Genomic DNA, 22,685 nt, shown 5'->3' on the forward strand with positions numbered 1-22,685 from the left:
CGCGATGCGTCACGCAGTGACGCTTCGCAGATCCGGGACCGTAGGCAAATGGGGCGCCAGCAATACGCGGTCCCGTGTCTGCGAAGCGTCACTGCGTGCCGCATCGCGCACGGGATGACTAGCCTTACCGTTCCACGGTCAGCGCGATGCCCATGCCGCCGCCGATGCATAGCGTGGCAATACCCTTCTTGCCACCACGGCGGGCGAGTTCGTGCAGCAACGTGACCAGCACGCGGGCGCCGGACGCACCGATCGGGTGGCCGATGGCGATGGCGCCGCCATTGACGTTCACGATTGAGGGATCCCAGCCCATGTCCTTGTTGACGGCAAGAGCCTGGGCGGCGAAGGCCTCATTGGCCTCGACGAGATCGAGATCGCCGATTTTCCAGCCGGCCTTTTCCAGCGCCTTGCGCGAAGCCGGGATCGGGCCGGTGCCCATGATGGCGGGATCCACGCCTGCGGTCGCCCACGACGCAATGCGGGCGAGCGGGGTCAACCCGCGCCTTTCGGCATCCTTGGCGCTCATCAGCACCACGGCGGCGGCACCGTCATTGAGGCCGGAAGCGTTGCCGGCGGTCACCGTGCCGTCCTTGTTGAAGGCAGGGCGAAGCTTGGCCATGCCTTCGAGCGTCGCGCCGTGGCGAGGATACTCGTCGGCATCGACGATGATATCGCCCTTGCGGCTGGCGATCGTCACCGCGGCGATCTCATCCTTGAGGCGGCCGGCCTTCTGGGCGGCTTCGGCCTTGTTCTGCGAAGCGACGGCGAAAGTGTCCTGCTCCTCGCGGGTCAGTTGCCACTTGGCGGCGATATTCTCGGCGGTGACGCCCATGTGATAGCCATGGAAGGCGTCGAGCAGGCCGTCCTTCAGCATCGAATCGAGGAACTTCATGTCGCCCATCTTGGTGCCGGCGCGCAGATGCGCGACATGCGGCGCCAGCGACATCGATTCCTGGCCGCCCGCCACGATGATCGAAGCATCGCCATTGGCGATCTGCTGCAGGCCGAGGCCGACGGCGCGCAGGCCCGAGCCGCAAAGCTGGTTGAGGCCGAACGCCGTCTTCTCCTGCGGGACGCCGGCTTCCATGGCGGCCTGGCGAGCGGGATTCTGGCCCTCACCGGCGCTCAGCACCTGGCCGAGGATGACTTCGTCCACTTCCGAGCCTTCGACCTTGGCGCGGGCCATGGCTTCCTTGATCGCGACAGCGCCGAGCGTATGGGCGGGTGTGGCGGCAAAGGCACCGTTGAAAGAGCCCACGGGCGTGCGCGCGGCGCTGACAATGACGACATCACTCATGGCAATTTCACTCCTTTGAAGCTTTTCTCCGGCAGCCCGTTCGCGGGCCAACTCCCCTGGGCATATGGGCTGGTTCAGATGTCGGCGTCAATGCGCCAAGTGAGTTTACCGCGCTTGCACAAAGATGTTTTCGCGGTCGCGAAAAGAGCCTAGATTCAGGTTTCGGGTAGAGGCCAGAGGCCTCTCCTTATGGCAAGGGCGACGGCGAAGGGCATGCTGGCATGGCGAAAGCGAAAGAGCCGACGACAATCAAGAAATACGCCAACCGGCGACTCTACAATACCGGTACCTCTACCTATGTCACCCTCGAAGACCTGGGCGCCATGGTAAAGGCGGGCGAGGATTTTGTCGTGCATGACGCAAAGACGAATGAAGACATCACCCGGCAGGTGCTGACGCAGATCATCTTCGAACAGGAAAACAAGGGCCAGAATCTGCTGCCGATCACCTTCCTGCGCCAGCTGATCCGCTTCTATGGCGACAGCATGCAGGCCCTGGTGCCGAGCTTTCTGGAGTTCTCCATCGACAATCTGACGCGGGACCAGCAGAAACTGCGGGAGCAGATGACGCAGCACCTCACTTCGGGCTGGGGACAGGCGCCCTGGGTGAACGGCGGCTTCGGCGCCCTTGAGGAACAGGCCCGCAACAACATGGCTGCCTTCCAGCGCGCCTTCCGCATGTTCTCGCCCTTCACCCAGCCCGTCAGCGACGAGGTGTCGGAACCGGCTACCACCGCCACCTCGCGTGGGGGTGATGATCTCGATGACCTCAAGAAGGAACTGGCCGAGATGAAGTCGCGGCTGGACCGCATGACGGACGAGAAAAAGTCGTAGGCCAGCGGCTGGGCGTCACGTCCCCGTCAGCGTCATCGGTGTCTGGCGCCCAGCGCCGCGCGGGCGGGGTAGGTCGAGCCGTAGCGGGCCGGCCACCATGCCGAGCAGCCTGTCGCACCCCCAGCCGATAAGCTGGCGGGCGATCGTCTCGTCGTCGACCCATTCGGCCCCGACGCCGATATCCTGGCTGGTTGCCGCCTCGATCAGGCGGCGCAGGGCATAGCGTCCCTGGGCGACCTGGCCGGCGGTTTCCACCAGCGTGCCGTTGAGGGTGACGTGGCCGACGCCGAGGCTATTGAGATCGGCGAAAGAGAGATGGCCACCGCCGAAGCCGGAGATGGCGAGCCGTGCGCCTGAAGACAGAATGGCGCGGCAATAGCGGCCATTGTTGTGGAGATCGGCCCTGGCCAGCGTCTCGCCGAGCTCGATGTTGAGCCGCTCATAGGCATTGCCGCTGCGCCTGGGCGGCTCGACCACCACCGGCAATGGCAGCATCACCTCGACGCCGGGATGGCGGGAAAGCACGGCTCCAGCAAGATCGACCAGGCGCAAGGCAAAGCGGCGGGCAAGGGCGCGATCGCAGTCAGGCGTCAGATGTGCCGGCTGCAAGGGCGCCGCGCCGGCCTCATCGCGGATGAAGGCGCGGGCGCGGAAGAGGGCCGGTCCGGCCTGGCGCGCCCGCAACACTGGCTCGAAGGCGAGGAAGATGCGCTCTTCGTTCAGCGCCGCCGCGAGCCGCTGCGCCGCACCGGCGGCGGCAATCCTGGCGTCGTCCTCGGCAAAAGCGGCGAAGCCCCCGGGCGTCTCGCGCTCGCAGCGGTCGAGAGCGCATTGGGCAGCGTGGAGGGCGGTGCCAGCATCAACAGAGGCCGGCGTGATATGGACGCCCCCGATGGAAACGCTTGGGTCGATCTTGCCCTGCCCGGCCTCGATGCGCACCTTGCCGACGGCACGGTGCAGGCGCTCGGCGGCCTGGCACAGATCTTGGGCGCCGCAGCCTGACAACACGAGGGCGAACTTGCCGTCGGCGACGCTGGCGAGGCTGTCGCCGATGCGCAGCACGGCGCGCAGGCCGCGCATCACCTGGGCACTGACGGCATCGGCGACCACGGGGCCGAATTCGGCATGGATGCGGCCAAGCCCCTTGATCGAAACCAGGAAGAGGCCGGCCTGCCGCCCGCTTTCGCAGGCCTTTGCGAGGGAGGAGGCGAAGGCATGGTCGAGAATGCCACCGGTGGGCCCGCGCAGGGCGCCGGTCTCGTCGTCGGCGCATTCGGCCACTACCCGGACAAGGCCGCGCGCGTTGGCTGGGCGCCCATCGGGACCAGCGAACCAGCGCCCGCGATCCTCGATCCAGCGCTTCTTGCCCGTACCATGCGGGCGATAGGCATAGCGCAGGCAATACGGCACGCCCTCGACAGGGCCTGCCGATACGCCTTGGATCATCGCCTCGTGCCGGCCGCCGGGCGTGTCGAGATCGATCAGGCCGGCAAAGGCCTTGCCACTGGCGATGGCACTCTCGTCATGCACGCCGAGCACCCTGGCCGCGCCGGCGCTCCAGGCGAGGCGGTCTGTCTCCAGGCACCATTCATAGCTGGCCTGGCCGAGGGCAATCAGGAGAGCTCGGGGATCGAGCTTAGCCTTTTCAACACAAGTGCCAAAGCCCGGCACGGCACTATCAAACATCTTACGCGTCCTGCGCCCGAGCGAGCGAACACCATCGGAAAGCAAGAACAATGCCGGAAAAGAATTAACGGGCGGTGTTGGCAAACGGGTGGTCCCGGGTCTGCGACGCGACATTGCATGTTGCATCGCGCACGGGATGACGTTCTCGCTCACACGCTCCCCGCGACCATGGCGCGGATGACAACCCGCAGGAGACGGGCCAGGCGCTGGTCGAGTTCGTGACGGTTGGCGTCGCGATCGGCGTGGATGGCGACGGGGTCGGTGAAGCGATGCAGCGCATCGGCGAGAAAGGCGATCAGCCTTTCGTTCGAGCGGGCGCGGAAGAGTTCGATGGAGCGCCCCTCGTCCACCACCCGCTCGATCAGGGTACGGATGCGGCGGCGATGCTTGCGGACCACGGCCCTGTTTTCGTTGATGGCCGAGAGCCAGGCAGCGTAAAGATTGGGCTCCTGATCGAGCCGCTCGCGATAGAGCCGGGCGAGGAGCAGCATCATGCGCTCGAGCTTGTCATCGGCCGGATCCGGCGCGTCGGCGACCACGGCGAGCTGCGTCTCCACCACCTTGTGCCAATCGGCGGTGACGGCGTCGATAAGCGCGTCCTTCGAGGCGAAATAGCGGTAGACTGCGGCGTGGCTCACCTGCGCGTCCCGAGCGACCGCCACCACCGATGTGCGCTCCAGCCCATGCTTGCGCACATGGTCGGTGGCGATGTCGAGCAGCCTTGCGCCGGTGGGTTCCGCCTTGCCCATGCCAGACCTAAGTGTCGACCAGAGAGGATTTCGGCGGTGCCTGATGAGGCTGCGCCAGGTAGGCCTCGGAGCGCATTTCGATCAGGCGTGATTCCGTACGCTGGAACTCGAAGGCCTCGCGCCCCTCCTGATAAGGATAGAGCCCGCCAGGTTCGGCGGCCGCCGAAACAACCAGCTTGACGCCACGATCGTAGAGGCAGTCGATCAGCAGGATGAAGCGCTTGGCCTCGTTGCGCTGCGACTGGTCGATGACCGGCACATCGTCAAGCACCAGCGTATGAAAGTGTTCGGCCAGCGCGAGAAAGTCGGCCGCGCCGCGGGGCTGGTTGCAGAGCTCGTCGAAGGAGAAACGGGCAACGCCCATCGCTGCTTGCGGTACGACGAACTCGCGGCCCTTGACGGCGAGCACCACCCGCCCGCCCTCACGCTGGCCGGTTAGGCGCTCGAAAGCCTCATCCATCCTCGCCCGCACCTCGGCGCCGCCGCCGACGATATAAGTCTCGCCGCCAGAAAGCTTCTCCAGCCGGTAGTCGGTGCGCGCCTCGAGCTTCACCACGTCCATATGCTGCTGCAGGAGATCAACGAAAGGCAGGAACAGCGCGCGGTTGAGCCCGCCCTCATAGAGTCGGTCAGGCACGACATTGGAGGTGGCGACCACGGTGACGCCGCGCTCGAACAGATGCGTGAACAGGCGCCCAAGGATCATCGCATCGGCGATGTCGGTGACAGAGAACTCGTCGAAGCAGAGCAGGCTCGCCTCGTCCGCCAGCACTTGGGCGACCGGGCCGATCGGATCGTCGCCCTTGATGCGTCCAGCGCGCACTTCGTTGCGATAGCGGAAGATGCGCTCATGCACATCGTTCATGAAAGCGTTGAAATGTACACGCCGATGGGAAAAGTGCGCCGGCACAGCCGCGTAGAAGAGGTCCATCAGCATGGTCTTGCCGCGCCCGACCTCGCCCCAGATATAGAGTCCCTTCGACCGCTCCTGCGGCTTGGCGCGTCCGAAAAGGCGGCCGAACATGCCGGATTTGGCCGCTGGCACCCCCTCGCCGAGCCGATCGAGCAGCACCTGCAAGCGGGCGAGTACCGCCTCCTGCGCCTTGTCACGCTCCAGCCCGCCGGACGCGACAAGGGCAAGATAGCGTTCGAGCAGGGATGTCGAGGCAGGCGCGTGCAAGATCAGCCTCTCGCCTTGGGGGCGTGGGAAACCATGTCGTACGGTGCCCTCCAGCCGGGCATGGCGGCGATGCGCCCGCGCCACGCGAGGATGTTGGGATAATCGGCGAGATCAATGCCGGTCTCCTCGTTGAAGAAGATGTAGCCGGCGAGGGAGAGGTCCGCGATCGTCAGGCGATCGCCAACCAGGAACTCGCTCGCGGCCAGATGCTTGTCGACGATACCGAAGGCCGCCTTGGCCCGCCCGCGCAGGAATTCGGTGACCGGACTTTCGCCGCTCTTTTGCAGGCCCACCAGGAAGCGCAGCGTGGCGTAATAGGAGGTGAATTTGTGGTTGTCGAACAGCATCCAGCGCAGGATCTCGCGCCGTTCGTCCTCATTCTCAGGCCCGAAGCGGCCGGTCTGGGCCGCAAGGTAATCCAGAATGACGCCGGACTGGCTGAGCACCTTGCCATTGTGCAGCAGCACCGGCGCCTCGCCCATTTCATTTATGGCCCGAAAGGCCTCGCCCCGCGTCTCACCGTTGAAATAGTCGACCGGAAGGCGCTCCCATTCCGTTCCGGTGAGAGCCAGCATCATGGCCACCTTGTAGCAATTGCCGGATTCGCCGAAGGCATAGAGCTTGTAGTCGGCCATGCTGGTCTCCTGTCAGAGGCGTCACTCATAGCCAATGATAGGGCGGCGGCATAGGGGCGGGTTGGCGGTACGAGATTTTGCAGAAAGGCTTTTTGGCGGGCGCTCTCGATGCCGGTGCCAATCATTGCAAGCTTGCGGCTGGCACCATGCAGACCCATGTTTTCCGGTAACGGGCGCAGCCACAAGGGAGTGGACATGCTGGAAGCCACCACACTCGGCATTACCATCGACCGGTCATGGCGCGAACTTTATGACGCGATCTGGGAGCCGCAGTTCTTTCCCAAGTGGGCCTCGGGCCTCAGCCAATCCTCGTTGCAGCGCGAAGGCGATCGTTGGCGTGCGAAGGGGCCGGAGGGCACGGTGTGGATCCGCTTCACGCCACCCAACGAATTCGGCATCATGGATCACCATGTCGATGTGGGCGGCGGACGCGAGGTCTATATCCCGCTGCGGGTGATCGAGAACGGCGAAGGTGCCGAGGTGATTCTGACGCTGTTCCGCCAGCAAGGCATGTCGGACGAGAAGTTCCGTGAGGACCAGGACTGGGTGAAGCGCGATCTCGAAGGGCTTCGGGCGCTGATGTCGGCTTAATGCGTATCGAGCAGCGACAGGTTCAGATGCTGCTCGGCGCGCCGCACCCTGCTTCAAGCTAGTCCTTTCGCTTGCTCCCCATTTGGATACGCATCTCACGAAGCATTTTCAGAATCCGGCAATCGGCTTCGTCACTCAATCCGTCCCCAAACCATGGCGCTTTTCGTAGGATAGCCGATCGGCCGGTGCCCAGGCCGTTGACATCCCGCCGCCTCGCCGCTAGAACCCCGCATCTTTCGAATTTGGGAGCTCCTGCGGTTCATTCGCGTGCTCCAACCTGAGGCACGAGAACCATGAAGATCCGCAACTCGCTCAAGTCGCTGCGCGGTCGCCATCGCGACAACCAGCTGGTCCGTCGCAAGGGCCGCGTCTACATCATCAACAAGACGCAGAAGCGCTACAAGGCCCGCCAGGGTTAAGCCCACTCCGGCTTGCCGCGTTTTCAAGGCCCGGTCACGGTGACGTGACCGGGTTTTTTGGTTTGAAATCGCCACAATCAACCGGCACACTCGCTGCCATGAAGATCGCGATTCTTGCCCTGATGGGGCTGCTTGCCATCCCCGCGGCTGCGCTGGCGCAGGACCAGCCGACGGCGGCGCCTACGCTCGACCATCTCTATGAGCGGCTCGGCAAGGCGCAGTCGGAGACGGAAGCGCGCAACATTGCGATGCAGATTGAGCGGATGGAGCTGAAATCCGGCAGCGACACCACCGATTTGCTGATGGACCGCGCGCTCACCGCCATCCAGGCCTCGAACACCGGCAAGGCGATCAAGATCCTCAGCGCTATCATCCACCTCAAGCCCGATTATGCCGAGGCCTGGAACAAGCGCGCCACCGCCTATTTCATGCAGAAGAACTATGTGCGCTCGATTGCCGACATCGCGGAGACCCTACGGCGCAATCCGCGCGAATATGGCGCCTGGAGCGGCCTGGGCATGATGCTGGCCGACATGGGCGACAAGAAGCATGCCTATGAGGCGCTGAAGAAGGCGCTGGAGATCAATCCGCAGATCCCGGGGGCCCAGAAAGTCCTCGATGACTTGAAGACAGACGTCGAAGGAAGGGACATCTAGGGGTCTGCCGGCATCGGAAGCTTCCTGTCAGCGCTGATTTTGCTGGTGGGGTGCCGAAACACGGAGTCGCGATCACCGATCGCCATCTTCCTTTTCGATAAGCACACCGTTTCCAAGATTGTCGATCAATGATCGACACTCCAATACTCCGCAACGCCTGCGATGCCAGGAATGGGCTTCCAGCGCCCTTTCAAACGGATTACGTTGGGTGACGAAACGCAGGGCTTTCGGCCTGCGCACCCGGATTCCCTGAAGGCCCTGATTGACCGTCTTCCTGCTTTTTCTTCTCGTCCTTGTGATCGCCCATGTGCTTGGTGCCATCCAGGCCACCCATATCATTGCGGCCCGCATTGCCGAAGAGAACCCACCCGAGGGAGCCTTCGAACCCGTCTCGGGCGGCCGGCTGCATCTGTTCGATCTGGGTGCCGGCCATGGCGACGGGCGCCTGCCCGTGGTGCTGCTGCATGGCGCGACTTCCAATGCGCGCGACATGGTCTATGGCCTGGGCGAGGACCTTTCCCGCCACCGGCGCGTGATCGTGCCGGACCGACCGGGCCATGGGTGGAGTGACCGGCCCGGTGGACGGCGCGATGCCTCGCCTGCCGAGCAGGTCAAGCTGATCGCGCAGGCCCTGAAGCAGCGCGGCGTCGATCGCTTCATCGTGGTGGGCCACTCGCTGGCCGGCTCGCTCGCGGTCAACTTCGCCTTGGAACACAAGGACAAAGTCGCCGGCCTGGTGGTGCTGTCGGGCGCCACCCATCCCTGGCCCGGCGGCATATTGTGGTATTACCGTCTCTCGGCCATGCCGGTACTGGGACGCATCTTCGTGCATACGGTGATGACGCCTGTGGGCAGCTGGGGCCTGCGGAGATCAGCTGCGGAGGCCTTCACTCCCGGCATCGGGCCGGCCGATTACATCAGCCGCACCAGTGCCGCCCTGGTGCTCCGGCCGAAGGAATTCCGCTGGAACGGCCAGGACGTCGCCATCCTCAAATCCTTCCTCGAAGTTCAGTGCAAGCGCAATGGCGAGATCACGGTGCCTACCGCCATCATCGCCGATCCGGCCGACCACGTCGTCTCGACCGCCTTCCATTCCGAGGCGCTGCATGGCCAGGTTGCGGGGTCGCAGCTGGTTCTGATCCCAGGCGCGGGACACCAGATCCATTATATCGCCAAAGATCAGGTCCTGGCGGAAATCGAGCGTGTTGCCAGCGAGGCGGAGGAATTGGAGCAGGACGGACTGCGCAAGGCCGCGGAATAGGGAGCCGACCGCAGAGGTTCAGGACGCACGCGCCAGTGCAATTTGGACCGCGCTTGATAGGATCACACAATGTCTTTTGCCGGCTATTTAACAGAGCCATGAATGAGCTTTATGCCGGCAACATAGACGAATGAGCCCATCCAGCGAAGATCAAGTGTCGCTTCTGCGGCGCCCGGAATGGCGGGAAATCGCGCCAGGATAGACAGAAAGTGGCAAATCGATATCGAGGCCTCCTGATTTGCCGGCAAATAAAAGGGCGCGATGAAAAAGCACCGCGCCCTGCCAATCGACGTGCGAGAGCCGTTCTCAGGCGCCCTCGGCATCCTCTCCTTCCACGACGGCGATGCGCACCATGTTGGTGGCGCCGGGGGTGCCGAAGGGAATGCCGGCCATGATCAGCACGCGTTGGCCGGGCTGGGCGAAGCCATCGCGCGAGGCATGACGGCAGGCGCGGTGGACCATATCCCTCTCATCCCGAGCATCGTCGGTGAGCACAGCGTGGACACCCCAGACGAGGGCAAGGCGCCGGGCCGTCGAGACATTCGGCGTAAGCGCCAGCAACGGCTTCTCGGCACGCTCGCGGGCGATGCGCAGACCCGTCGAGCCCGAGGCCGTCCAGGCGATCAGGGCGGCGATGTCGAGCGTCTCCGACACAGTGCGCGCGGCGGCTGCGATGGCGTCGGCGCCGGTCTGCTCGGGCTCGTTGCGCTGGGCGTTGATGATCGTGCGGTGAAGCTGGTCGCGCTCCACCTCCTCGGCGATGCGGTTCATGGTCGAGACCGCCTCGAAGGGGAACTCGCCCGAGGCGCTCTCGGCCGAGAGCATCACCGCATCGGCGCCTTCATAGACGGCTGTCGCAACGTCGGAGACTTCGGCGCGGGTCGGCACCGGCGAGGCGATCATCGATTCAAGCATCTGCGTGGCGACCACCACCGGGCGGCCGAGGCGGCGGGCACCGCGCACGATGCGCTTCTGCAGGCCAGGCACCTTTTCGAGCGGCAACTCGACGCCGAGGTCACCACGCGCCACCATGAGTGCGTCGGAGGCCTCGATGATCTCCTCCAGGCGCTGTATCGCCTGGGGCTTTTCGATCTTTGACATCACCAGGGCACGGCCGCGCACAATATCGCGCACCTCGTGGACGTCTTCCGGCCGCTGCACGAAGGAAAGCGCGATGATGTCGACGTTCGCCGGCAAGGCAGCTTCAAGATCGGCATGGTCCTTCGGCGTCATGGCCGAGACCGGAATCTCGGTGTCGGGCAGCGAGACACCCTTGCGGTTCGACATCTTGCCGCCGACGATGACCTGCGTCACCGCGCGGGTGCCGGTGGACTCCGTGGTCTTCAAGCGCACCTTGCCGTCGTCGAGCAGCAGCGTATGGCCAGGGCGCAGGGCGGAGAGGATCTCGGGGTGAGGCAGATAGACGCGCTCGACGGTGCCGGGCGTCGGATCGGAGTCGAGCACGAAGCTTGCGCCGTTGACGAGCTGCACCGCGCCTTCGGCGAATTCGCCGATGCGCAGCTTTGGGCCCTGCAGGTCGACGAGGATGCCGATAGGGCGGCCGAACTCCTTCTCCACATCGCGGATCAGGCCCACCATCTCCCGCATGCGATCATGCGACGTGTGACTCATATTGATGCGAAACAAGTCGGCGCCGGCGCGGAAAAGCTTGGCGATCATTTCCCGCGACGAGGAAGCAGGCCCTAGGGTGGCGAGTATCTTGACTTTTCGCTGGCGTCGCATGCGGCTACTTCTCTCTTTTCCTAAAGCAAAGCGCGTCTATCTGGAAACGCATCTTGCTTTACTTCTTTATTTTGGTGCGTCTTTGCGATCCGACAGGTCTGGCAAATCGAAAAACGCCTGGGACATTTTGTGCGGATGTCGCCGCCGCAAGGCAACGCACCCACAAGGGTGAGTTCAAACTCTAACCTTATTTTCACGCCAGAAACGTGACATAAAAGACACGGCCCGGCGCTAATTCGCTTGAGGTGACGTTCCGGGAGGGGCGGGGAGCTTTTCCGGAGCAGGGGTCGGCGATTGCTGCGGCGTCTGGGGCGCCGGCGCGGCCGGTGAAGCTGGAACGGGTGTGGCAGGGGTCACCGGTGTGGCAGGCGCCGGCGCAACGGTGGGAGCGGGTGTTGCCGGCTGCGCCGAAGGCCCGTCGGGCGCTGGCGGCGTATCGCCAGGGGCGTCCGATTTCGGGTTGGCACCATTCTGGGCCTGTTCGGAGAGCTGCACCGTCCATGCCTTCTGTTCGCCTGTATCGATCTCGAAATAGCCGGTGCGATCATAGCCGCGCGCCAGGCAGTTCTCGAAGCCGCGAATGGTGAACTCCTTGTCACGGGTGCACATGAAGGCGCTGCCGCTCCATTCGCCGCCCTGGTCGTAGTCGACCGCATAGACATAGTAATAGCGCGAGGCCAGCGGGCCCTTGAGGATGGATTCGCAGCTGCGCGCCGCCACATTCCACCACCCTTCAGTCAGCCAGCCCTGCTTGTCCTTGTAGCCGACGGCCACGCCGACGCGGCTCGAGGTATTGTTGCAAAGGCGAAAATCGGCCCAGGCGGGCCCGGTAACCAGGAATGGCGCCAGGCAAATGGCAGCAACCACAGGCAAGAGGTGGGCAGTAAAGCGTTTCATCCAGAGCGATTCGACCTTGGGGGCTGTCATCATTACAGATTCGTTCGGGCGCAAGAAAGGCGGCAAAACGGCGTATGCCTACGCCATCCGAGGCCGCGCGATCCAGATGCCGGCAATGATGACCAAGCCGCCCAGCGCCTGCAGCGGCGACACGGCTTCGCCCAGGATGAGCCAGCCGAGCGCTGCGGCCGCCACCGCCTCCAGGAAGATCACCAGCGAGGAGAACACCACGGGCAGCGAGCCGAGCGCCACCGACAGCAGGCCCTGGCCGCCGGCATGGCTGACCCAGGCGAGCGCGAAAAGAGTAAGCCAGCCGAGAGCGCCCGAGGGCATGAAGCGCTGGCCTAGGCTGTAGGTGGCCCAGAGCGCCACCAGCGCCAGGATCGCCGCTGTGAGGACGGACATGTAGAAGGTGAGACGCGCGGCCCGGTGGCGCAGCCGTGCCTTTTCCACCGCCAGGAAATAGAGACCGAAGAACACCGCGGTCGCCTCGGCGAAACCGTCACCGACGAGATGCCCGGGCGCGAAGGCGAAGGACTGGCCGACCAGCGCCAGGCCGCCGAGCAGGCAGAGGCCGAGGCCGATGAGGGCGCCGGGGCTCGCTTTTCGTCGAAAGAACAGCCAGCCAAAGATCACCACCCAGACCGGCGCCGTTGTGGCGAAAAATGTGGCGTTGGCGACCGTGGTCTTGGCGATGGCTAGATGCCAGAAGAAGAGATCGGCGGCAAAGGCGAGCGCGGTGGCGATTACCGGCAGCGAAAAGACGGGTCCAGTGTCGGGCGTGCCGGCTTGTCGCTCCTCCAGCCGCATCCAGGCATAGAGAACCGGCAAGGCGAGGAAGACGCGATAGAAGGCGCTGGCGAAGGGGCCGACGTCGGACAAGCGTACGAAGATCGGCGAGATGCCCATCGCCATGGCACCGCCGAGCAAGGCGGCGAAGGCGGGCCAGAAGGCATTGCGTGCGGGGCTCGCCGGCTGCGCGGCAGTGCTCATTGCGATGTCCGATGCGAACTATACTCAAACAAGGCACGTCTTTATGCTGCCCCGCCCGATCCCACAATGTCAGTGATACCGTGCAGTCCGATTTTCCGCCTATCGAAACGCTGGATGGCCATCCCGAATCCGGCCTGATCCTGCTGTGCGACCACGCCTCCAACGCCCTGCCGAAAGAATATGGCACGCTCGGCCTGCCTCCTGCCCAGCTGGAGCGCCATATCGGCTACGACATCGGGGCACGCATCGTCACCCACGCGCTGTCCGCCCGCCTGCAGGCCCCGGCGGTGCTTACCCGTTATTCGCGGCTGCTGATCGACCCCAATCGCGGAGCCGACGACCCGACCCTGGTGATGCGCCTGTCCGACGGCGCCCTGGTGCCGGGCAATGCCCGTATCGGCCATGAAGAGATCGTAAGGCGCATCGAGCGCTACTACCGGCCCTATCACAACGCGATCGCCGATCTCGTCAACGCCCGGCTGGAGCGTGGCATCGTGCCGGTGATCTTCGCCGTGCACTCTTTTACGCCGGTTTGGCGTGGCCTGCCGCGGCCCTGGCACGTCACGCTGCTCTGGGACAAGGATCCGCGCGTCGCGAGGCCAATGATCGAGGCCTTCGCCAGGGACGCCTCCTTGGTCGTCGGAGACAATGAACCCTATGACGGAGCACTGGAAGGCGACACGCTCTACCAGCACGCGACGCTGCGCGGCCTGCCGAACGCCCTCATCGAGGTGAGGCAGGACCTGATCGGCACGCAGGAGGGCGCCGAGGACTGGGCCCATCGTATCGCCCGGGCGCTCTCGCCTCTGATCATCGACCCCGCAATCAGGCGCATCGAACATTGGGGAACGCGCACGGGTACTTGACCCGACTCGGCTTTTTCAGCCACATCGCGCCCAAATTTCTCAGGAGTAAGACATGACGGACGCAACCTCGGTCGCCGCCGACCAGCTTAAATCGATCATCGAGCGCATCGAGCGCCTCGAAGAGGACAAGAAGGCGATCGCCGACGACATCAAGGAAGTCTATGGCGAGGCCAAGGCCAACGGCTTCGATGTCGCGATCCTGCGCAAGATCGTGTCGCTACGCAGGAAGCCCGCCGCCGAGCGCGCCGAGGAAGACGCCATCCTCGAACTCTATCTCCAGGCCCTGGGCATGGAGGGCTGAGGCTCCCGGCTGGTGGTCTCATAGTCCGTGCCCGGAACCAAAGGCAGCGGACAGACACGAACTCGGTGCGGTTCCGTGCGAGTTGCACCGATATCTCCAATACGGCGGCGTCAAGCCGCCACCCCCTTCGGAACCGGAAGGGCAAGATCCCCCGGAAGGTCCGGCACGCCGAACAGGGCTTCGTGAAGCTGGCTCAAAGCTGCGGCCAATGCTCCGACGACGCCAGCGCGGTTCTTGAGGGCGCTGGCTCGCACCTCGATCATGCGAGGGGCACAACCCTTCAGGTCCTCCCGCACGAGGTCGAGAATCTCCTGCCGGCCGCCGATGGAGCCGCCCAGCACAAGCAGCTTCGGGTCCAGCACGGCCGAGACGCTGGCGATGGCCAGGGCGATCATGCGCGAGGTTTCGCCGATGACCCTGCGGGCGATCTCATCACCCTCTTCGAAATATTCGAAGATCTGACGCACATCTGCGGCGTTCCGGCCGCCGGCGGCATCGTAGCGTCTGACGATCCCCACCGCGCCGACCTCGAATTCGAGGCTGCCATGAATGCGGGCCTCGGACGTGAAGGGATCGCGCCCCAGGGGCAGGAAGCCGATTTCGCCAGCGGCTCCCGTCTCGCCACGAATGAGCTGGCCGTTAGAAAAGATGCCGAGGCCGATGCCGGTACCCAGGGCGATGAAGGCGACGTTGGAGACATCATGGGCACAGCCCTGCCAGATCTCGCCCAGCAGCGCGAGATTGACGTCGTTCTCGATCCTAACCAAGCCCTTGAACTTCTTGCTGAAAAAGCCCAGCGCATCGACGCCGCCGAGTTCGGCGATGTTGGGCGCGAGGTCGATTCCCCCGGTCTCCATGCTGACGACGCCGGGCGTTCCGATTACGACCGAGCGCACCTGCTTCAGGCTGGTGCGCACGTTCCTGGTCAGCTGCGAAGCGAGCGCCACCACCTGGTCCAGAACGGCCTGACCTCCGCGGGGGTCGGTCGGCTCGGTGATCTCCGAGAGGATGTCGCCGGCGATGTCGGCAATCGCCGCCGTGACCTTGGTGCCTCCGAGATCGACTCCCACGACATAGCCCGTGTCACGAGAGATCTCGTAGAGAACGGCGGTGCGGCCGACATTGCCGCTCGTGCGGCCGGTCTCGCGCACCCAACCCTGCTGGTCGAAGCTGTCGACAATTTCCGAGATAGTCTGCTTGGAAAGGCCGGTTTCCTTCGACAGATCCGCCCGGGAGATCGGACCCTTATGCAGGAGGGATTCGAACACCAGGCGTCTGGAAATCAACCTGGAGACACGGTGCTGGGGTACTTGTTGCGTCATCCCTAGTCTTCTCCCGAAGCCCGCAGAATTAGTTCGTTTGATTGCCGAATGAGAGGAGTCTGCGGACGGCATCTTGTCAAGGGTCGCATCTGCGGGGGCATTCGGGCGCACATCTCTTGACGTTGTCTTCCATCTGTCCTATTAGTTCGGTATGCGAATGAATTAATAGGCAGCCCGGTGAACCCACGTCGCCCCTCCCTGGTCGGTCGCATCTCTCGCCGCATGGTCGCAGAGATCCTCTTGCGCAAGACGCCTCTGTCGGGGGAAGCGCTGGCGCGTGAGACGGGCCTGCCCAAGCGGATCCTGCGGCAGGCGATCGTCGAGCTGGAAGCGCAGGGCCTGATCGAGCGCAGCGCAGTGGCGGGGCGAGACGATGCCCTCTACAGCGTGCGGGGCAGCGCCGCCTATTGCATAGGCGTGGATCTCGGCGGCACCAAGGTCACGACAGCCGTAGCCGACCTCTCGGGCAGTATCCTCGCCGAGGCCACCGAGCCGACGGACCGACGCGGCGGGCACCATGTGCTGGAACAGATCCGCGATCTGTGCCGCCGGCTGGCTGCGACGCGGAAGATCGAACCGCATCATATCGACAGCGTCACCGTCGGCATGCCCGGGGTGATCCATCCTCTTACGGGGGCGGTCAGCCTGGGACCGAACATTGCGGGCCTGGCCGACCTCGACGTTCCCAAAGCCCTCGGTCGGCTCTTCGGCCAGGCGGTGCAAGTGGAAAACGACGTCAACCTCGCCGTGCTGGGCGAGACGTGGATGGGGCACGCCCAAGGCTGCCTGAATGTCGGCTTCCTGGCGCTGGGCACGGGCACTGGCCTCGGCCTGGTCGTCAATGGCAAGCTGGTGCGGGGCGCCAGCGGCGCGGCCGGCGAGATCTCCTATCTTCCGGTGGGAGACAACCTGACTTCTCCCGCTGCCCTCGATGTTGGCGCCTTCGAACTCGAGATTGGCGCGGCCGGCATCGTGGAACGCTACAAGGCCCGCGGCGGCGCGGGGGCGAAGACGGTCCGCGACATCTTTGCCCTCCTTGAAGCGGGCGACGGCCTCGCTACGAGGGTTATCGACGATGTCGCCCATGTCGCGGCACTGGCCATCGTTGCCCTGCAAGCCGCGCTCGACCTCGAAAAGATCATTCTCGGCGGCAGTATCGGCGCCCGGCCCGAACTGGTGCAGCGCATCCAGAAAGCGATTCCGCAGATCTTCGCGCGTCCGGTCGATATCGCTGCCAGCGCCCTCGGCAGCCGGGCAGGCTTGGTCGGCGCCGTGGCGTCGGCTATGAGTAAGCTGCACCGGCAATATGCCGGTCTCACCGGCACGGCCCATGAAGATTTCTTCCCTGAACTTGATTTGGCGGGGGCTGCCGAATGACAATCGACACCGGCCTGATCCAAACCCTCGAGGCGGCGCTCGACAAGAACGCGGCGCTTGATCTTCTGCGCCGCGCCGTCGGTACGCCGAGCATCACCGGCACCGAAGCCGCATTCGCCACCATGCTCGCGGCCGAACTGACGTCCCTGGGCGCCGAAGCCGTCACCCTCACGGAGTTCGCGCCCGGCCGTCCCAATGTCCGCGGCCTACTCAAAGGAGCGGGGTCAGGGGGGACGCTGCTGCTGACGGGGCATACGGACACAGTGCATGTGCGCGGCTGGGCGGAACGCTGGGCGGGCACGGAGCGCGAGAGTCCTTTCGCGGCGCCGATCATCGACGGCGAGATGTGGGGCAGAGGCGTCGGTGACCTCAAGGCCGGCATCTGCACCGTCGTGGCGGCGGCGCGCCTGCTCGCCACCGCAGGGATCAAGCCCCCGAGCGATCTGTTCTTCGCCTTCATCGGCGACGAGGAGAGTGGCGAGCCGGGATCGGGCATCAGCGCCGGTTTCAAGGCGCTCGTCGAGGAAATCGAGGCCGGTCGCACACCCAAGCCGGATTTCGCAATCTATGTCGAGCCGACCCAGCTCAACATCTACGCTGCCCAGCTTGGCTTCCTGATCTGCGACATCACCGTCAGCGGCCGCTCCGCCTATTTCGGCGTGCCGGAACTCGGCATTGACGCCCTGAAGGCCTCGCACGCCATCCTCTCAGCCCTGTTCGCCCATTCGGCAGAACTCGAAAGGAGGGCGCTACACGATCTGGTCGGGCATCCTTTCGTGCTCGTCACCGCCTTCGAGGGCGGGGGCTACATCGCTGTGCCCGGCGAATGCAGGATGAGCCTGATCCTGAAGCTCATTCCGGGGGAGACCCTCGACAAGGCTGTCGCCGATCTGGAAGCCGCCGTTCGCGGTGCACCGGTCGAGGCGGGCATCTCGATCAGCCTCGCCTATCCCGCCGGCCGCGATCACGAGTTTGGCGGCACGCCAAGCGAGATCTCGCAGGACCTGCCCGCCGTGCGCCTGCTCGCGGAGGCGGTCAAGGCGGTCCGTCCCGATCGCGGCGCCATCGAGGGAGCGCCCTATTGGTCGGAAGCCCCCTTCCTGATCAATCGCCTAGGCGTCCCGGCCGTCTACTGCGCGCCAGGCGACATCCGGGTCTGCCACACGCTGGAAGAACGTATTTCGGTTGAAGAATACCTCGACGGTATCATTGTCATGGCCGCCTTCCTGGCCCGCTTCGGCGGCCGGTAGGGCGGGGCCGCCAAAGCCAAAGAAGAGGGACGTGGAACATGTTGAAGAAAAGCCTGTCAGCGCTTGCCATCGGCGCCTTCCTGACGATGGCCTATCCCGCTCTTGCCGGAGAAACCGTCGGACCCGGCGGCGAGAAAGCGACGCCTTCGTCCGAACTGGTCCTCTCTGACGCCGAGGCTGCCAAGCTGAAGGAGGGCAAATACACCGCAGCCCTGCTTTGGCATACCTCGTCGGATTTCGTGAACGCCGTAACGGCCGGCGCCAAGGATGAATTTGCCCGGCTCGGCATCGAGGTGGTCGCCCAGACCGATGCCGGCTTCGATGCCGCCAAGCAGAAGAGCGATGTCGAGACCATCCTCGCCAAGAAGCCAAGCGCGATCCTGGCCTTGCCGCTCGATCCCGTCACCTCGGCCGAAGCCTTCAAGCCGGCTGTGGCGAGTGGTGTGAAGATCGTATTGCTGTCCAACAAGCCCAAGGACTTCGTCCAGGGCAAGGACTATGTCACCATCGTCACGGATGATCTCTTCCAGATGGGCAAGCACGCGGCCGATGCCCTTGCCGCCTCGCTCGGCAAGAAGGGCAAGATTGCCTGGATTTATCACGACGCCTCCTATTACGTGACCAACCAGCGCGACAACGCCTTCAAGGCGACGATCGAGTCCGACTATCCCGACATCAAGATCGTAGCGAGCCAAGGCATCTCCGACCCGGCCCGTGCCGAGGATATCGCGCAGGCGCTGATCCTCCAGCATCCCGATCTCGACGGCATCTACGTCACCTGGTCCGAACCGGCCGAAGGCGTAATCTCGGCCCTCAGGGCGGCCGGCAATACTCACACCAAGGTGGTAACGCTCGACCTTTCCGAACCCATCGGCCTCGACATGATCAAGGGTGGCAACGTCACGGCGATCGCCGCCGACAAGGCCTATGAACTTGGACGCGCCATGGCCGATGCGGCCGGCTACGGCCTCCTCGGCAAGCCGGCGCCTGCCTTCGTAGTGGCGCCTGTGCTGACCGTAACCAAGGACAATGTCGCTCAGGGCTGGAAGGATTCCCTGCATCGCGATGCGCCTCAGAGCATCCTCGACGCGATCAAATAACCGCCTCCGCCGAGGAGCATGGCAGTGATCTTACAGGAGCGGCAGCGAAGTTCGCTGCCGCGTTGAAACCGGCTGTTTGCGCCAGATGGCCGGGAAACGACAGGGCGAACACACCACGGGAGACCCAAGCATGCTTAGCCGACGCAGTTTTCTGATTTCAACAAGTGCGATGGCCGTCTTCGCCTTCGCCGGTCCGGTCCATGCCGAGCTCAAGCCGAGCGCCGGCCCCAATGGCGAGCCCATCACGCTGGCCAAGTCGTTGACGCTTGCGCCCGAACAGGAGGCCAAGGTCAAGGCCGGCGCCTTCACGGTCGCCATCGTCTGGCACGAGTCCTCCGACTGGTCGAAAGCCGTAATCCAGGGAGCCAGCGACGAATTTGCGCGCCTCGGCATCAAGGTCGTGGCCCAGACCGACGCGAATTTCGACGCCGCCAAGCAGAAGAGCGACGTGGAGACCGTCATGGCCAAGAAGCCGAACGCCATATTCTCGGAGCTGGTCGATCCCGACACGGCGCCTGAGGCGTTCAAGCCCGCCAAGGACATGGGCACGACCCTTGTCTTCGTCGACCAGCCGCCCAAGGACTTCAGGGCGGGTCAGGACTATGTCTGCGTCGTCTCCGATGATTTCGCCCAGATGGGCAAGCATGCTGGCGATGCGATGGGCTCCGCGCTCAACGGCCAGGGCAAGATCGCCTATGTCTATCACGACGCCAATTTCTTCGTGACCAACCAGCGCGACAGCGCCTTCAAGCAGACCATCCTCGACGACTACAAGGGAATTCAGATCGTCACGGAACAGGGCCTGGCCGATCCCACCCGCGCCGAGGACGTCCTCAACGCGCTCGTGACGAAACATCCCGACCTAGACGGCATCTACGCCACCTGGTCAACGCCGGCCGAAAGCGTCCTGGCGGCGCTGCGCAACGCCGGCAACACCCACACCAGGATCGTGACCTTTGATCTCTCCGAACCCCTGGCGCTCGACATGGTGAAGGGTGGCAATGTCGCCGGCATCGTCGTCGATCAAGCCTATCAGATCGGCCAGACCGGCGCGCGCGCCGCGGCCCTCGGTCTGATCGGGGAGAAGACGGCCCCCTATTATGCGGTGGACGCTCTGACCGTCACCAAGGCCTCGGTCAAGCAGGGATACCAGGATTCGCTCCACCGCGATCTGCCGCCCTCGATGACCGGCCAATAAGCTGCGGTATTTTACTGTCGGATTGCATCACCAGGACTCTGAGAATGCTTCTATCTCCAATATCCTAGTCCCGAAGATCGTTGCGACCCGAACGCATATTGCTCCGGGCGGCGCAGAGGATCTGCGCCTGCCATCTTCCATTGGCCTTTGCCATGCCGCTGCCGGGATCCACCCATGCTCGCTTTTCTGCGGAACACAAATCCCAGCCGATATGTCATCTATGTCGGTTTCCTGCTGATCTTCCTGGCCTTCTCCGTCATCCTGCGTGACGATGGCTTCCTGACCACGTTCAACCTCTTCAACATCGTGCAGCAGGCGGCGCCGATCACCGTCATGGCCGTCGGCATGGTCTTCGTGCTGACCGCGGGCGAGATCGATCTCTCGATCGGGTCGATCGTCGCGGTCAGCGCCCTGCTCGCTGCCATGGTCCTGCGCAACTGGCCCTGGCCCCTCGGGGTCGCGGCGGCCCTCGCCGCCGGCGGCCTGATAGGGGCGCTGAACGGCGGCCTCGTGGCCTATGCCCGGCTGCCGTCCTTCCTGGTCACGCTGGCGACCATGGGCGTGTTCGCCGGAGTGGCGCGCCGCTTGACCGCCCTGCAGTCCGTACCGATCGAGAATGACGCCTTCAACGCCCTGTTCGGATCCGGGAGCCTATTCGGCATCCCCTCCCTCATCCTGTGGACGATCGTCGCTGTTGCCGTCGGTTCATTCGTATTCCGGCAGACCCGCTACGGTGCCCATATCCACGCCACCGGTGATAGCGCGCGCGCCGCCCGTGCCGTCGGCATCAAGGTGCTGCGGGTGCGCTTCAGCGTGCTGGTTCTCAGCGGCATGCTAGCCGGCCTCGCGGGGATCCTCTATGCGGGCCGCCTGCATGGCGCGCGCTACACCCTCGGCGAAACCGACCTGCTCACTGTAATCGCCGCCGTCATCGTCGGAGGAACGCGTCTGAATGGCGGCATGGGGACCATCATCGGCGCGCTGATCGGTTCACTCCTGATGAGCATGCTGAACAACGGTCTCATCCTCATGGGCTACCAGCCATCGGACCAGATGATCGCCCGGGGCCTCATCATCCTCATAGCCGTCGCGCTGACCTTGCGCGAACCCAACCGCTGAGGAGCCGACTATGTTTCTCGACCTCATCCGCCGCCGCAATCCGGCGCTCATTGAACAGTCGATCGCCCTGCATCAGGCCGGCAAGCTGCCCGCCAACACCTATGTCATCGATCTCGACGCAGTTGAGGCCAATGCCCGCCATATCGCAGGAGTCGCCGACAAGCATGGCCTGAAGGCCTATGCCATGACCAAGCAGATGGGCCGCAACGGCTCCTTTTGCAGAGCCATCGTCAAGGGCGGCATTGCCAAATCAGTGGCCGTCGACATGGAATGCGCCCGCGCCACCCACAAGGCCGGGATGGGGCTCGGTCATCTCGGCCATCTGGTGCAGGTTCCGCGTGCCGAGGTCGATGCGGCGGCGTCCCTGGCACCCGACAATTGGACAGTGCTCAGCCTCGAGCAGGCAGAGATGGCCGGTGCGGCAGCCCGGAAGTTCGGCCGGACCCAGAATATTCTTGTCCGCCTGGTTGCCGATGGCGACAAGTTCTACCGCTGCCAGGAGGGCGGGCTACCGGCTGCCAATGCGGTGAGGATTGCCGACGAGATCGACGCGCTTCCAGGTGCGCAATTTGCCGGCATCACGACCTTCCCATCCCAGCTTTTCGATCACGCCACTGGCACGGTGAAGCCGACACCCAATCTCGCCACCTTGGAGCGTGCCGCCGAGGCCCTCGCGAAGGCCGGGCGCAACAGCATCGAGATCAATACGCCCGGCACGACCTCGTCCGAGATCCTGCCTCTGCTGGCGGCTGCGGGCGCCACACAGGTCGAACCCGGCCATGGCCTCACCGGCACGACGCCGCTCCATGCAGTGCGGGACCTGCCGGAAAGGCCGGCCGTGGTCTATCTCAGCGAGGTCTCTCACCACATCGGCTCGGAATCCTTCTGCTTCGGCGGTGGGCTCTATATCGATCCGGTCTTTCCCGATTATCCCGTCAAGGCGATCGTCTCCTCCGAGCCGACCGCCGCCGAGAAGGACCTGCTCGGCGTCGAAATCCCCGTGCCGGCCTCCATCGACTACTACGGCATGATCGATGCCCGTGTCCGCCGGCCGGCGATCGGTGATAGCGTCGTCTTCGGCTTCAGGCCGCAGGCCTTTGTCACGCGCGCCTACACGGCCGGCGTCTCCGGCCTCTCGAAGGGCAATCCCCATGTCGAAACCATCTATGATGCCTTCGGCCGCCCGGCCGACTGGCCCCTGTGAGGATCGGC

22 protein-coding genes are annotated in these 22,685 nt (G+C 64.3%); 13 read left to right on the top strand and 9 right to left on the bottom strand.

Annotation, left to right across the window (positions count from 1 at the left end; genetic code table 11):
* Nucleotides 1-124 precede the first annotated feature (124 nt).
* Nucleotides 125-1,297 (bottom strand): acetyl-CoA C-acetyltransferase, encoded by a 1,173-nt coding sequence (locus ACMDCR_RS32105; RefSeq protein WP_413990499.1) that lies wholly within the window; start codon nucleotides 1,295-1,297, stop codon nucleotides 125-127.
* Nucleotides 1,298-1,518: 221 nt separating this feature from the next.
* Between ACMDCR_RS32105 and phaR the strand changes: the two genes are divergently transcribed.
* On the top strand, nucleotides 1,519-2,130 hold the full coding sequence (phaR, locus tag ACMDCR_RS32110; RefSeq protein ID WP_413990500.1) for a polyhydroxyalkanoate synthesis repressor PhaR: 612 nt from the start codon (nucleotides 1,519-1,521) through the stop codon (nucleotides 2,128-2,130).
* Nucleotides 2,131-2,145: 15 nt separating this feature from the next.
* Here phaR and ACMDCR_RS32115 read toward each other — a convergent pair whose 3' ends face one another.
* From ACMDCR_RS32115 to ACMDCR_RS32130, 4 genes are all read right to left on the bottom strand, one after another.
* Complete coding sequence (locus tag ACMDCR_RS32115; protein WP_413990501.1) at nucleotides 2,146-3,816, bottom strand: EAL domain-containing protein; 1,671 nt, start codon at nucleotides 3,814-3,816, stop codon at nucleotides 2,146-2,148.
* A 149-nt stretch (nucleotides 3,817-3,965) separates the two neighbouring features.
* Nucleotides 3,966-4,565 (bottom strand): TetR/AcrR family transcriptional regulator, encoded by a 600-nt coding sequence (locus ACMDCR_RS32120; protein WP_413990502.1) that lies wholly within the window; start codon nucleotides 4,563-4,565, stop codon nucleotides 3,966-3,968.
* A gap of 7 nt (nucleotides 4,566-4,572) precedes the next feature.
* On the bottom strand, nucleotides 4,573-5,745 hold the full coding sequence (gene zapE / locus ACMDCR_RS32125; protein ID WP_413990503.1) for a cell division protein ZapE: 1,173 nt from the start codon (nucleotides 5,743-5,745) through the stop codon (nucleotides 4,573-4,575).
* A 2-nt stretch (nucleotides 5,746-5,747) separates the two neighbouring features.
* Entirely contained in the window at nucleotides 5,748-6,380 is a 633-nt protein-coding gene (locus ACMDCR_RS32130) for a glutathione S-transferase family protein (protein WP_413990504.1), read from the bottom strand.
* Nucleotides 6,381-6,575: 195 nt separating this feature from the next.
* Between ACMDCR_RS32130 and ACMDCR_RS32135 the strand changes: the two genes are divergently transcribed.
* The 4 genes from ACMDCR_RS32135 (at nucleotide 6,576) to ACMDCR_RS32150 (ending at nucleotide 9,307) form a co-directional block, all read left to right on the top strand.
* Entirely contained in the window at nucleotides 6,576-6,971 is a 396-nt protein-coding gene (locus tag ACMDCR_RS32135) for a polyketide cyclase (protein WP_413990505.1), read from the top strand.
* Between the two features lie 293 nt (nucleotides 6,972-7,264).
* On the top strand, nucleotides 7,265-7,390 hold the full coding sequence (gene ykgO, locus ACMDCR_RS32140) for a type B 50S ribosomal protein L36 (protein WP_150941987.1): 126 nt from the start codon (nucleotides 7,265-7,267) through the stop codon (nucleotides 7,388-7,390).
* A 98-nt stretch (nucleotides 7,391-7,488) separates the two neighbouring features.
* Entirely contained in the window at nucleotides 7,489-8,046 is a 558-nt protein-coding gene (locus tag ACMDCR_RS32145) for a tetratricopeptide repeat protein (RefSeq protein WP_413990506.1), read from the top strand.
* A gap of 262 nt (nucleotides 8,047-8,308) precedes the next feature.
* Nucleotides 8,309-9,307, top strand: coding sequence for an alpha/beta fold hydrolase (locus ACMDCR_RS32150; protein ID WP_413990507.1), 999 nt, complete (start codon nucleotides 8,309-8,311; stop codon nucleotides 9,305-9,307).
* Nucleotides 9,308-9,613: 306 nt separating this feature from the next.
* On the opposite strand, the gene pyk is transcribed toward ACMDCR_RS32150, so the two are convergent.
* From pyk to ACMDCR_RS32165, 3 genes are all read right to left on the bottom strand, one after another.
* Nucleotides 9,614-11,050, bottom strand: a complete 1,437-nt coding sequence (gene pyk, locus ACMDCR_RS32155) for a pyruvate kinase (protein WP_413990508.1) — start codon at nucleotides 11,048-11,050, stop codon at nucleotides 9,614-9,616.
* Nucleotides 11,051-11,281: 231 nt separating this feature from the next.
* The gene (locus ACMDCR_RS32160; protein ID WP_413993783.1) at nucleotides 11,282-11,947 is read right to left on the bottom strand and encodes a DUF1036 domain-containing protein; all 666 of its coding nucleotides are present in this window, start codon (nucleotides 11,945-11,947) and stop codon (nucleotides 11,282-11,284) included.
* A gap of 78 nt (nucleotides 11,948-12,025) precedes the next feature.
* Entirely contained in the window at nucleotides 12,026-12,940 is a 915-nt protein-coding gene (locus ACMDCR_RS32165; RefSeq protein WP_413990509.1) for a DMT family transporter, read from the bottom strand.
* 80 nt (nucleotides 12,941-13,020) lie between these two features.
* Between ACMDCR_RS32165 and ACMDCR_RS32170 the strand changes: the two genes are divergently transcribed.
* A complete protein-coding gene (locus tag ACMDCR_RS32170) occupies nucleotides 13,021-13,806 on the top strand; it encodes an N-formylglutamate amidohydrolase (RefSeq protein ID WP_413990510.1) in 786 nt (261 codons plus the stop codon).
* Between the two features lie 52 nt (nucleotides 13,807-13,858).
* The gene (locus tag ACMDCR_RS32175; protein ID WP_284310172.1) at nucleotides 13,859-14,107 is read left to right on the top strand and encodes a DUF2312 domain-containing protein; all 249 of its coding nucleotides are present in this window, start codon (nucleotides 13,859-13,861) and stop codon (nucleotides 14,105-14,107) included.
* A 110-nt stretch (nucleotides 14,108-14,217) separates the two neighbouring features.
* Here the strand turns inward: ACMDCR_RS32175 and ACMDCR_RS32180 are convergent, their stop codons facing one another.
* Complete coding sequence (locus ACMDCR_RS32180; protein WP_413990511.1) at nucleotides 14,218-15,429, bottom strand: ROK family transcriptional regulator; 1,212 nt, start codon at nucleotides 15,427-15,429, stop codon at nucleotides 14,218-14,220.
* A 177-nt stretch (nucleotides 15,430-15,606) separates the two neighbouring features.
* Between ACMDCR_RS32180 and ACMDCR_RS32185 the strand changes: the two genes are divergently transcribed.
* The 6 genes from ACMDCR_RS32185 to ACMDCR_RS32210 all read left to right on the top strand — a co-directional run bounded on the left by ACMDCR_RS32185 (nucleotide 15,607) and on the right by ACMDCR_RS32210 (nucleotide 22,677).
* Nucleotides 15,607-16,806 (top strand): ROK family protein, encoded by a 1,200-nt coding sequence (locus tag ACMDCR_RS32185; RefSeq protein WP_413990512.1) that lies wholly within the window; start codon nucleotides 15,607-15,609, stop codon nucleotides 16,804-16,806.
* Entirely contained in the window at nucleotides 16,803-18,056 is a 1,254-nt protein-coding gene (locus ACMDCR_RS32190) for a M20 family metallopeptidase (RefSeq protein ID WP_413990513.1), read from the top strand. Before ACMDCR_RS32185 ends, ACMDCR_RS32190 begins: the two co-directional genes overlap by 4 nt.
* A gap of 38 nt (nucleotides 18,057-18,094) precedes the next feature.
* A complete protein-coding gene (locus tag ACMDCR_RS32195) occupies nucleotides 18,095-19,156 on the top strand; it encodes a substrate-binding domain-containing protein (protein WP_413990514.1) in 1,062 nt (353 codons plus the stop codon).
* 130 nt (nucleotides 19,157-19,286) lie between these two features.
* Nucleotides 19,287-20,354, top strand: coding sequence for a substrate-binding domain-containing protein (locus tag ACMDCR_RS32200; protein WP_413990515.1), 1,068 nt, complete (start codon nucleotides 19,287-19,289; stop codon nucleotides 20,352-20,354).
* Nucleotides 20,355-20,528: 174 nt separating this feature from the next.
* Nucleotides 20,529-21,473, top strand: coding sequence for an ABC transporter permease (locus ACMDCR_RS32205; protein WP_413990516.1), 945 nt, complete (start codon nucleotides 20,529-20,531; stop codon nucleotides 21,471-21,473).
* Between the two features lie 10 nt (nucleotides 21,474-21,483).
* Nucleotides 21,484-22,677: an alanine racemase gene (locus tag ACMDCR_RS32210; RefSeq protein WP_413990517.1), complete on the top strand. Its 1,194-nt coding sequence runs from the start codon at nucleotides 21,484-21,486 to the stop codon at nucleotides 22,675-22,677.
* Nucleotides 22,678-22,685 lie beyond the last annotated feature (8 nt).

It is taken from the genome of Labrys okinawensis (genome assembly GCF_047345005.1).
Lineage (GTDB): Bacteria > Pseudomonadota > Alphaproteobacteria > Rhizobiales > Labraceae > Labrys > Labrys okinawensis.

Excerpts from the sequence above, each read along its gene's own strand:
- ACMDCR_RS32200 (WP_413990515.1), top strand. The coding sequence starts at position 19,287 with ATGCTTAGCCGACGCAGTTTTCTGATTTCAACAAGTGCGATGGCCGTC.
- ACMDCR_RS32160 (WP_413993783.1), bottom strand. The coding sequence starts at position 11,947 with ATGAAACGCTTTACTGCCCACCTCTTGCCTGTGGTTGCTGCCATTTGC.
- ACMDCR_RS32135 (WP_413990505.1), top strand. The coding sequence starts at position 6,576 with ATGCTGGAAGCCACCACACTCGGCATTACCATCGACCGGTCATGGCGC.
- ACMDCR_RS32195 (WP_413990514.1), top strand. The coding sequence starts at position 18,095 with ATGTTGAAGAAAAGCCTGTCAGCGCTTGCCATCGGCGCCTTCCTGACG.
- phaR (WP_413990500.1), top strand. The coding sequence starts at position 1,519 with ATGGCGAAAGCGAAAGAGCCGACGACAATCAAGAAATACGCCAACCGG.
- ACMDCR_RS32145 (WP_413990506.1), top strand. The coding sequence starts at position 7,489 with ATGAAGATCGCGATTCTTGCCCTGATGGGGCTGCTTGCCATCCCCGCG.
- ACMDCR_RS32205 (WP_413990516.1), top strand. The coding sequence starts at position 20,529 with ATGCTCGCTTTTCTGCGGAACACAAATCCCAGCCGATATGTCATCTAT.
- ACMDCR_RS32130 (WP_413990504.1), bottom strand. The coding sequence starts at position 6,380 with ATGGCCGACTACAAGCTCTATGCCTTCGGCGAATCCGGCAATTGCTAC.
- pyk (WP_413990508.1), bottom strand. The coding sequence starts at position 11,050 with ATGCGACGCCAGCGAAAAGTCAAGATACTCGCCACCCTAGGGCCTGCT.
- ACMDCR_RS32210 (WP_413990517.1), top strand. The coding sequence starts at position 21,484 with ATGTTTCTCGACCTCATCCGCCGCCGCAATCCGGCGCTCATTGAACAG.
- ACMDCR_RS32190 (WP_413990513.1), top strand. The coding sequence starts at position 16,803 with ATGACAATCGACACCGGCCTGATCCAAACCCTCGAGGCGGCGCTCGAC.
- ykgO (WP_150941987.1), top strand. The coding sequence starts at position 7,265 with ATGAAGATCCGCAACTCGCTCAAGTCGCTGCGCGGTCGCCATCGCGAC.
- ACMDCR_RS32175 (WP_284310172.1), top strand. The coding sequence starts at position 13,859 with ATGACGGACGCAACCTCGGTCGCCGCCGACCAGCTTAAATCGATCATC.
- ACMDCR_RS32105 (WP_413990499.1), bottom strand. The coding sequence starts at position 1,297 with ATGAGTGATGTCGTCATTGTCAGCGCCGCGCGCACGCCCGTGGGCTCT.
- ACMDCR_RS32180 (WP_413990511.1), bottom strand. The coding sequence starts at position 15,429 with ATGACGCAACAAGTACCCCAGCACCGTGTCTCCAGGTTGATTTCCAGA.
- ACMDCR_RS32120 (WP_413990502.1), bottom strand. The coding sequence starts at position 4,565 with ATGGGCAAGGCGGAACCCACCGGCGCAAGGCTGCTCGACATCGCCACC.
- ACMDCR_RS32165 (WP_413990509.1), bottom strand. The coding sequence starts at position 12,940 with ATGAGCACTGCCGCGCAGCCGGCGAGCCCCGCACGCAATGCCTTCTGG.
- ACMDCR_RS32115 (WP_413990501.1), bottom strand. The coding sequence starts at position 3,816 with ATGTTTGATAGTGCCGTGCCGGGCTTTGGCACTTGTGTTGAAAAGGCT.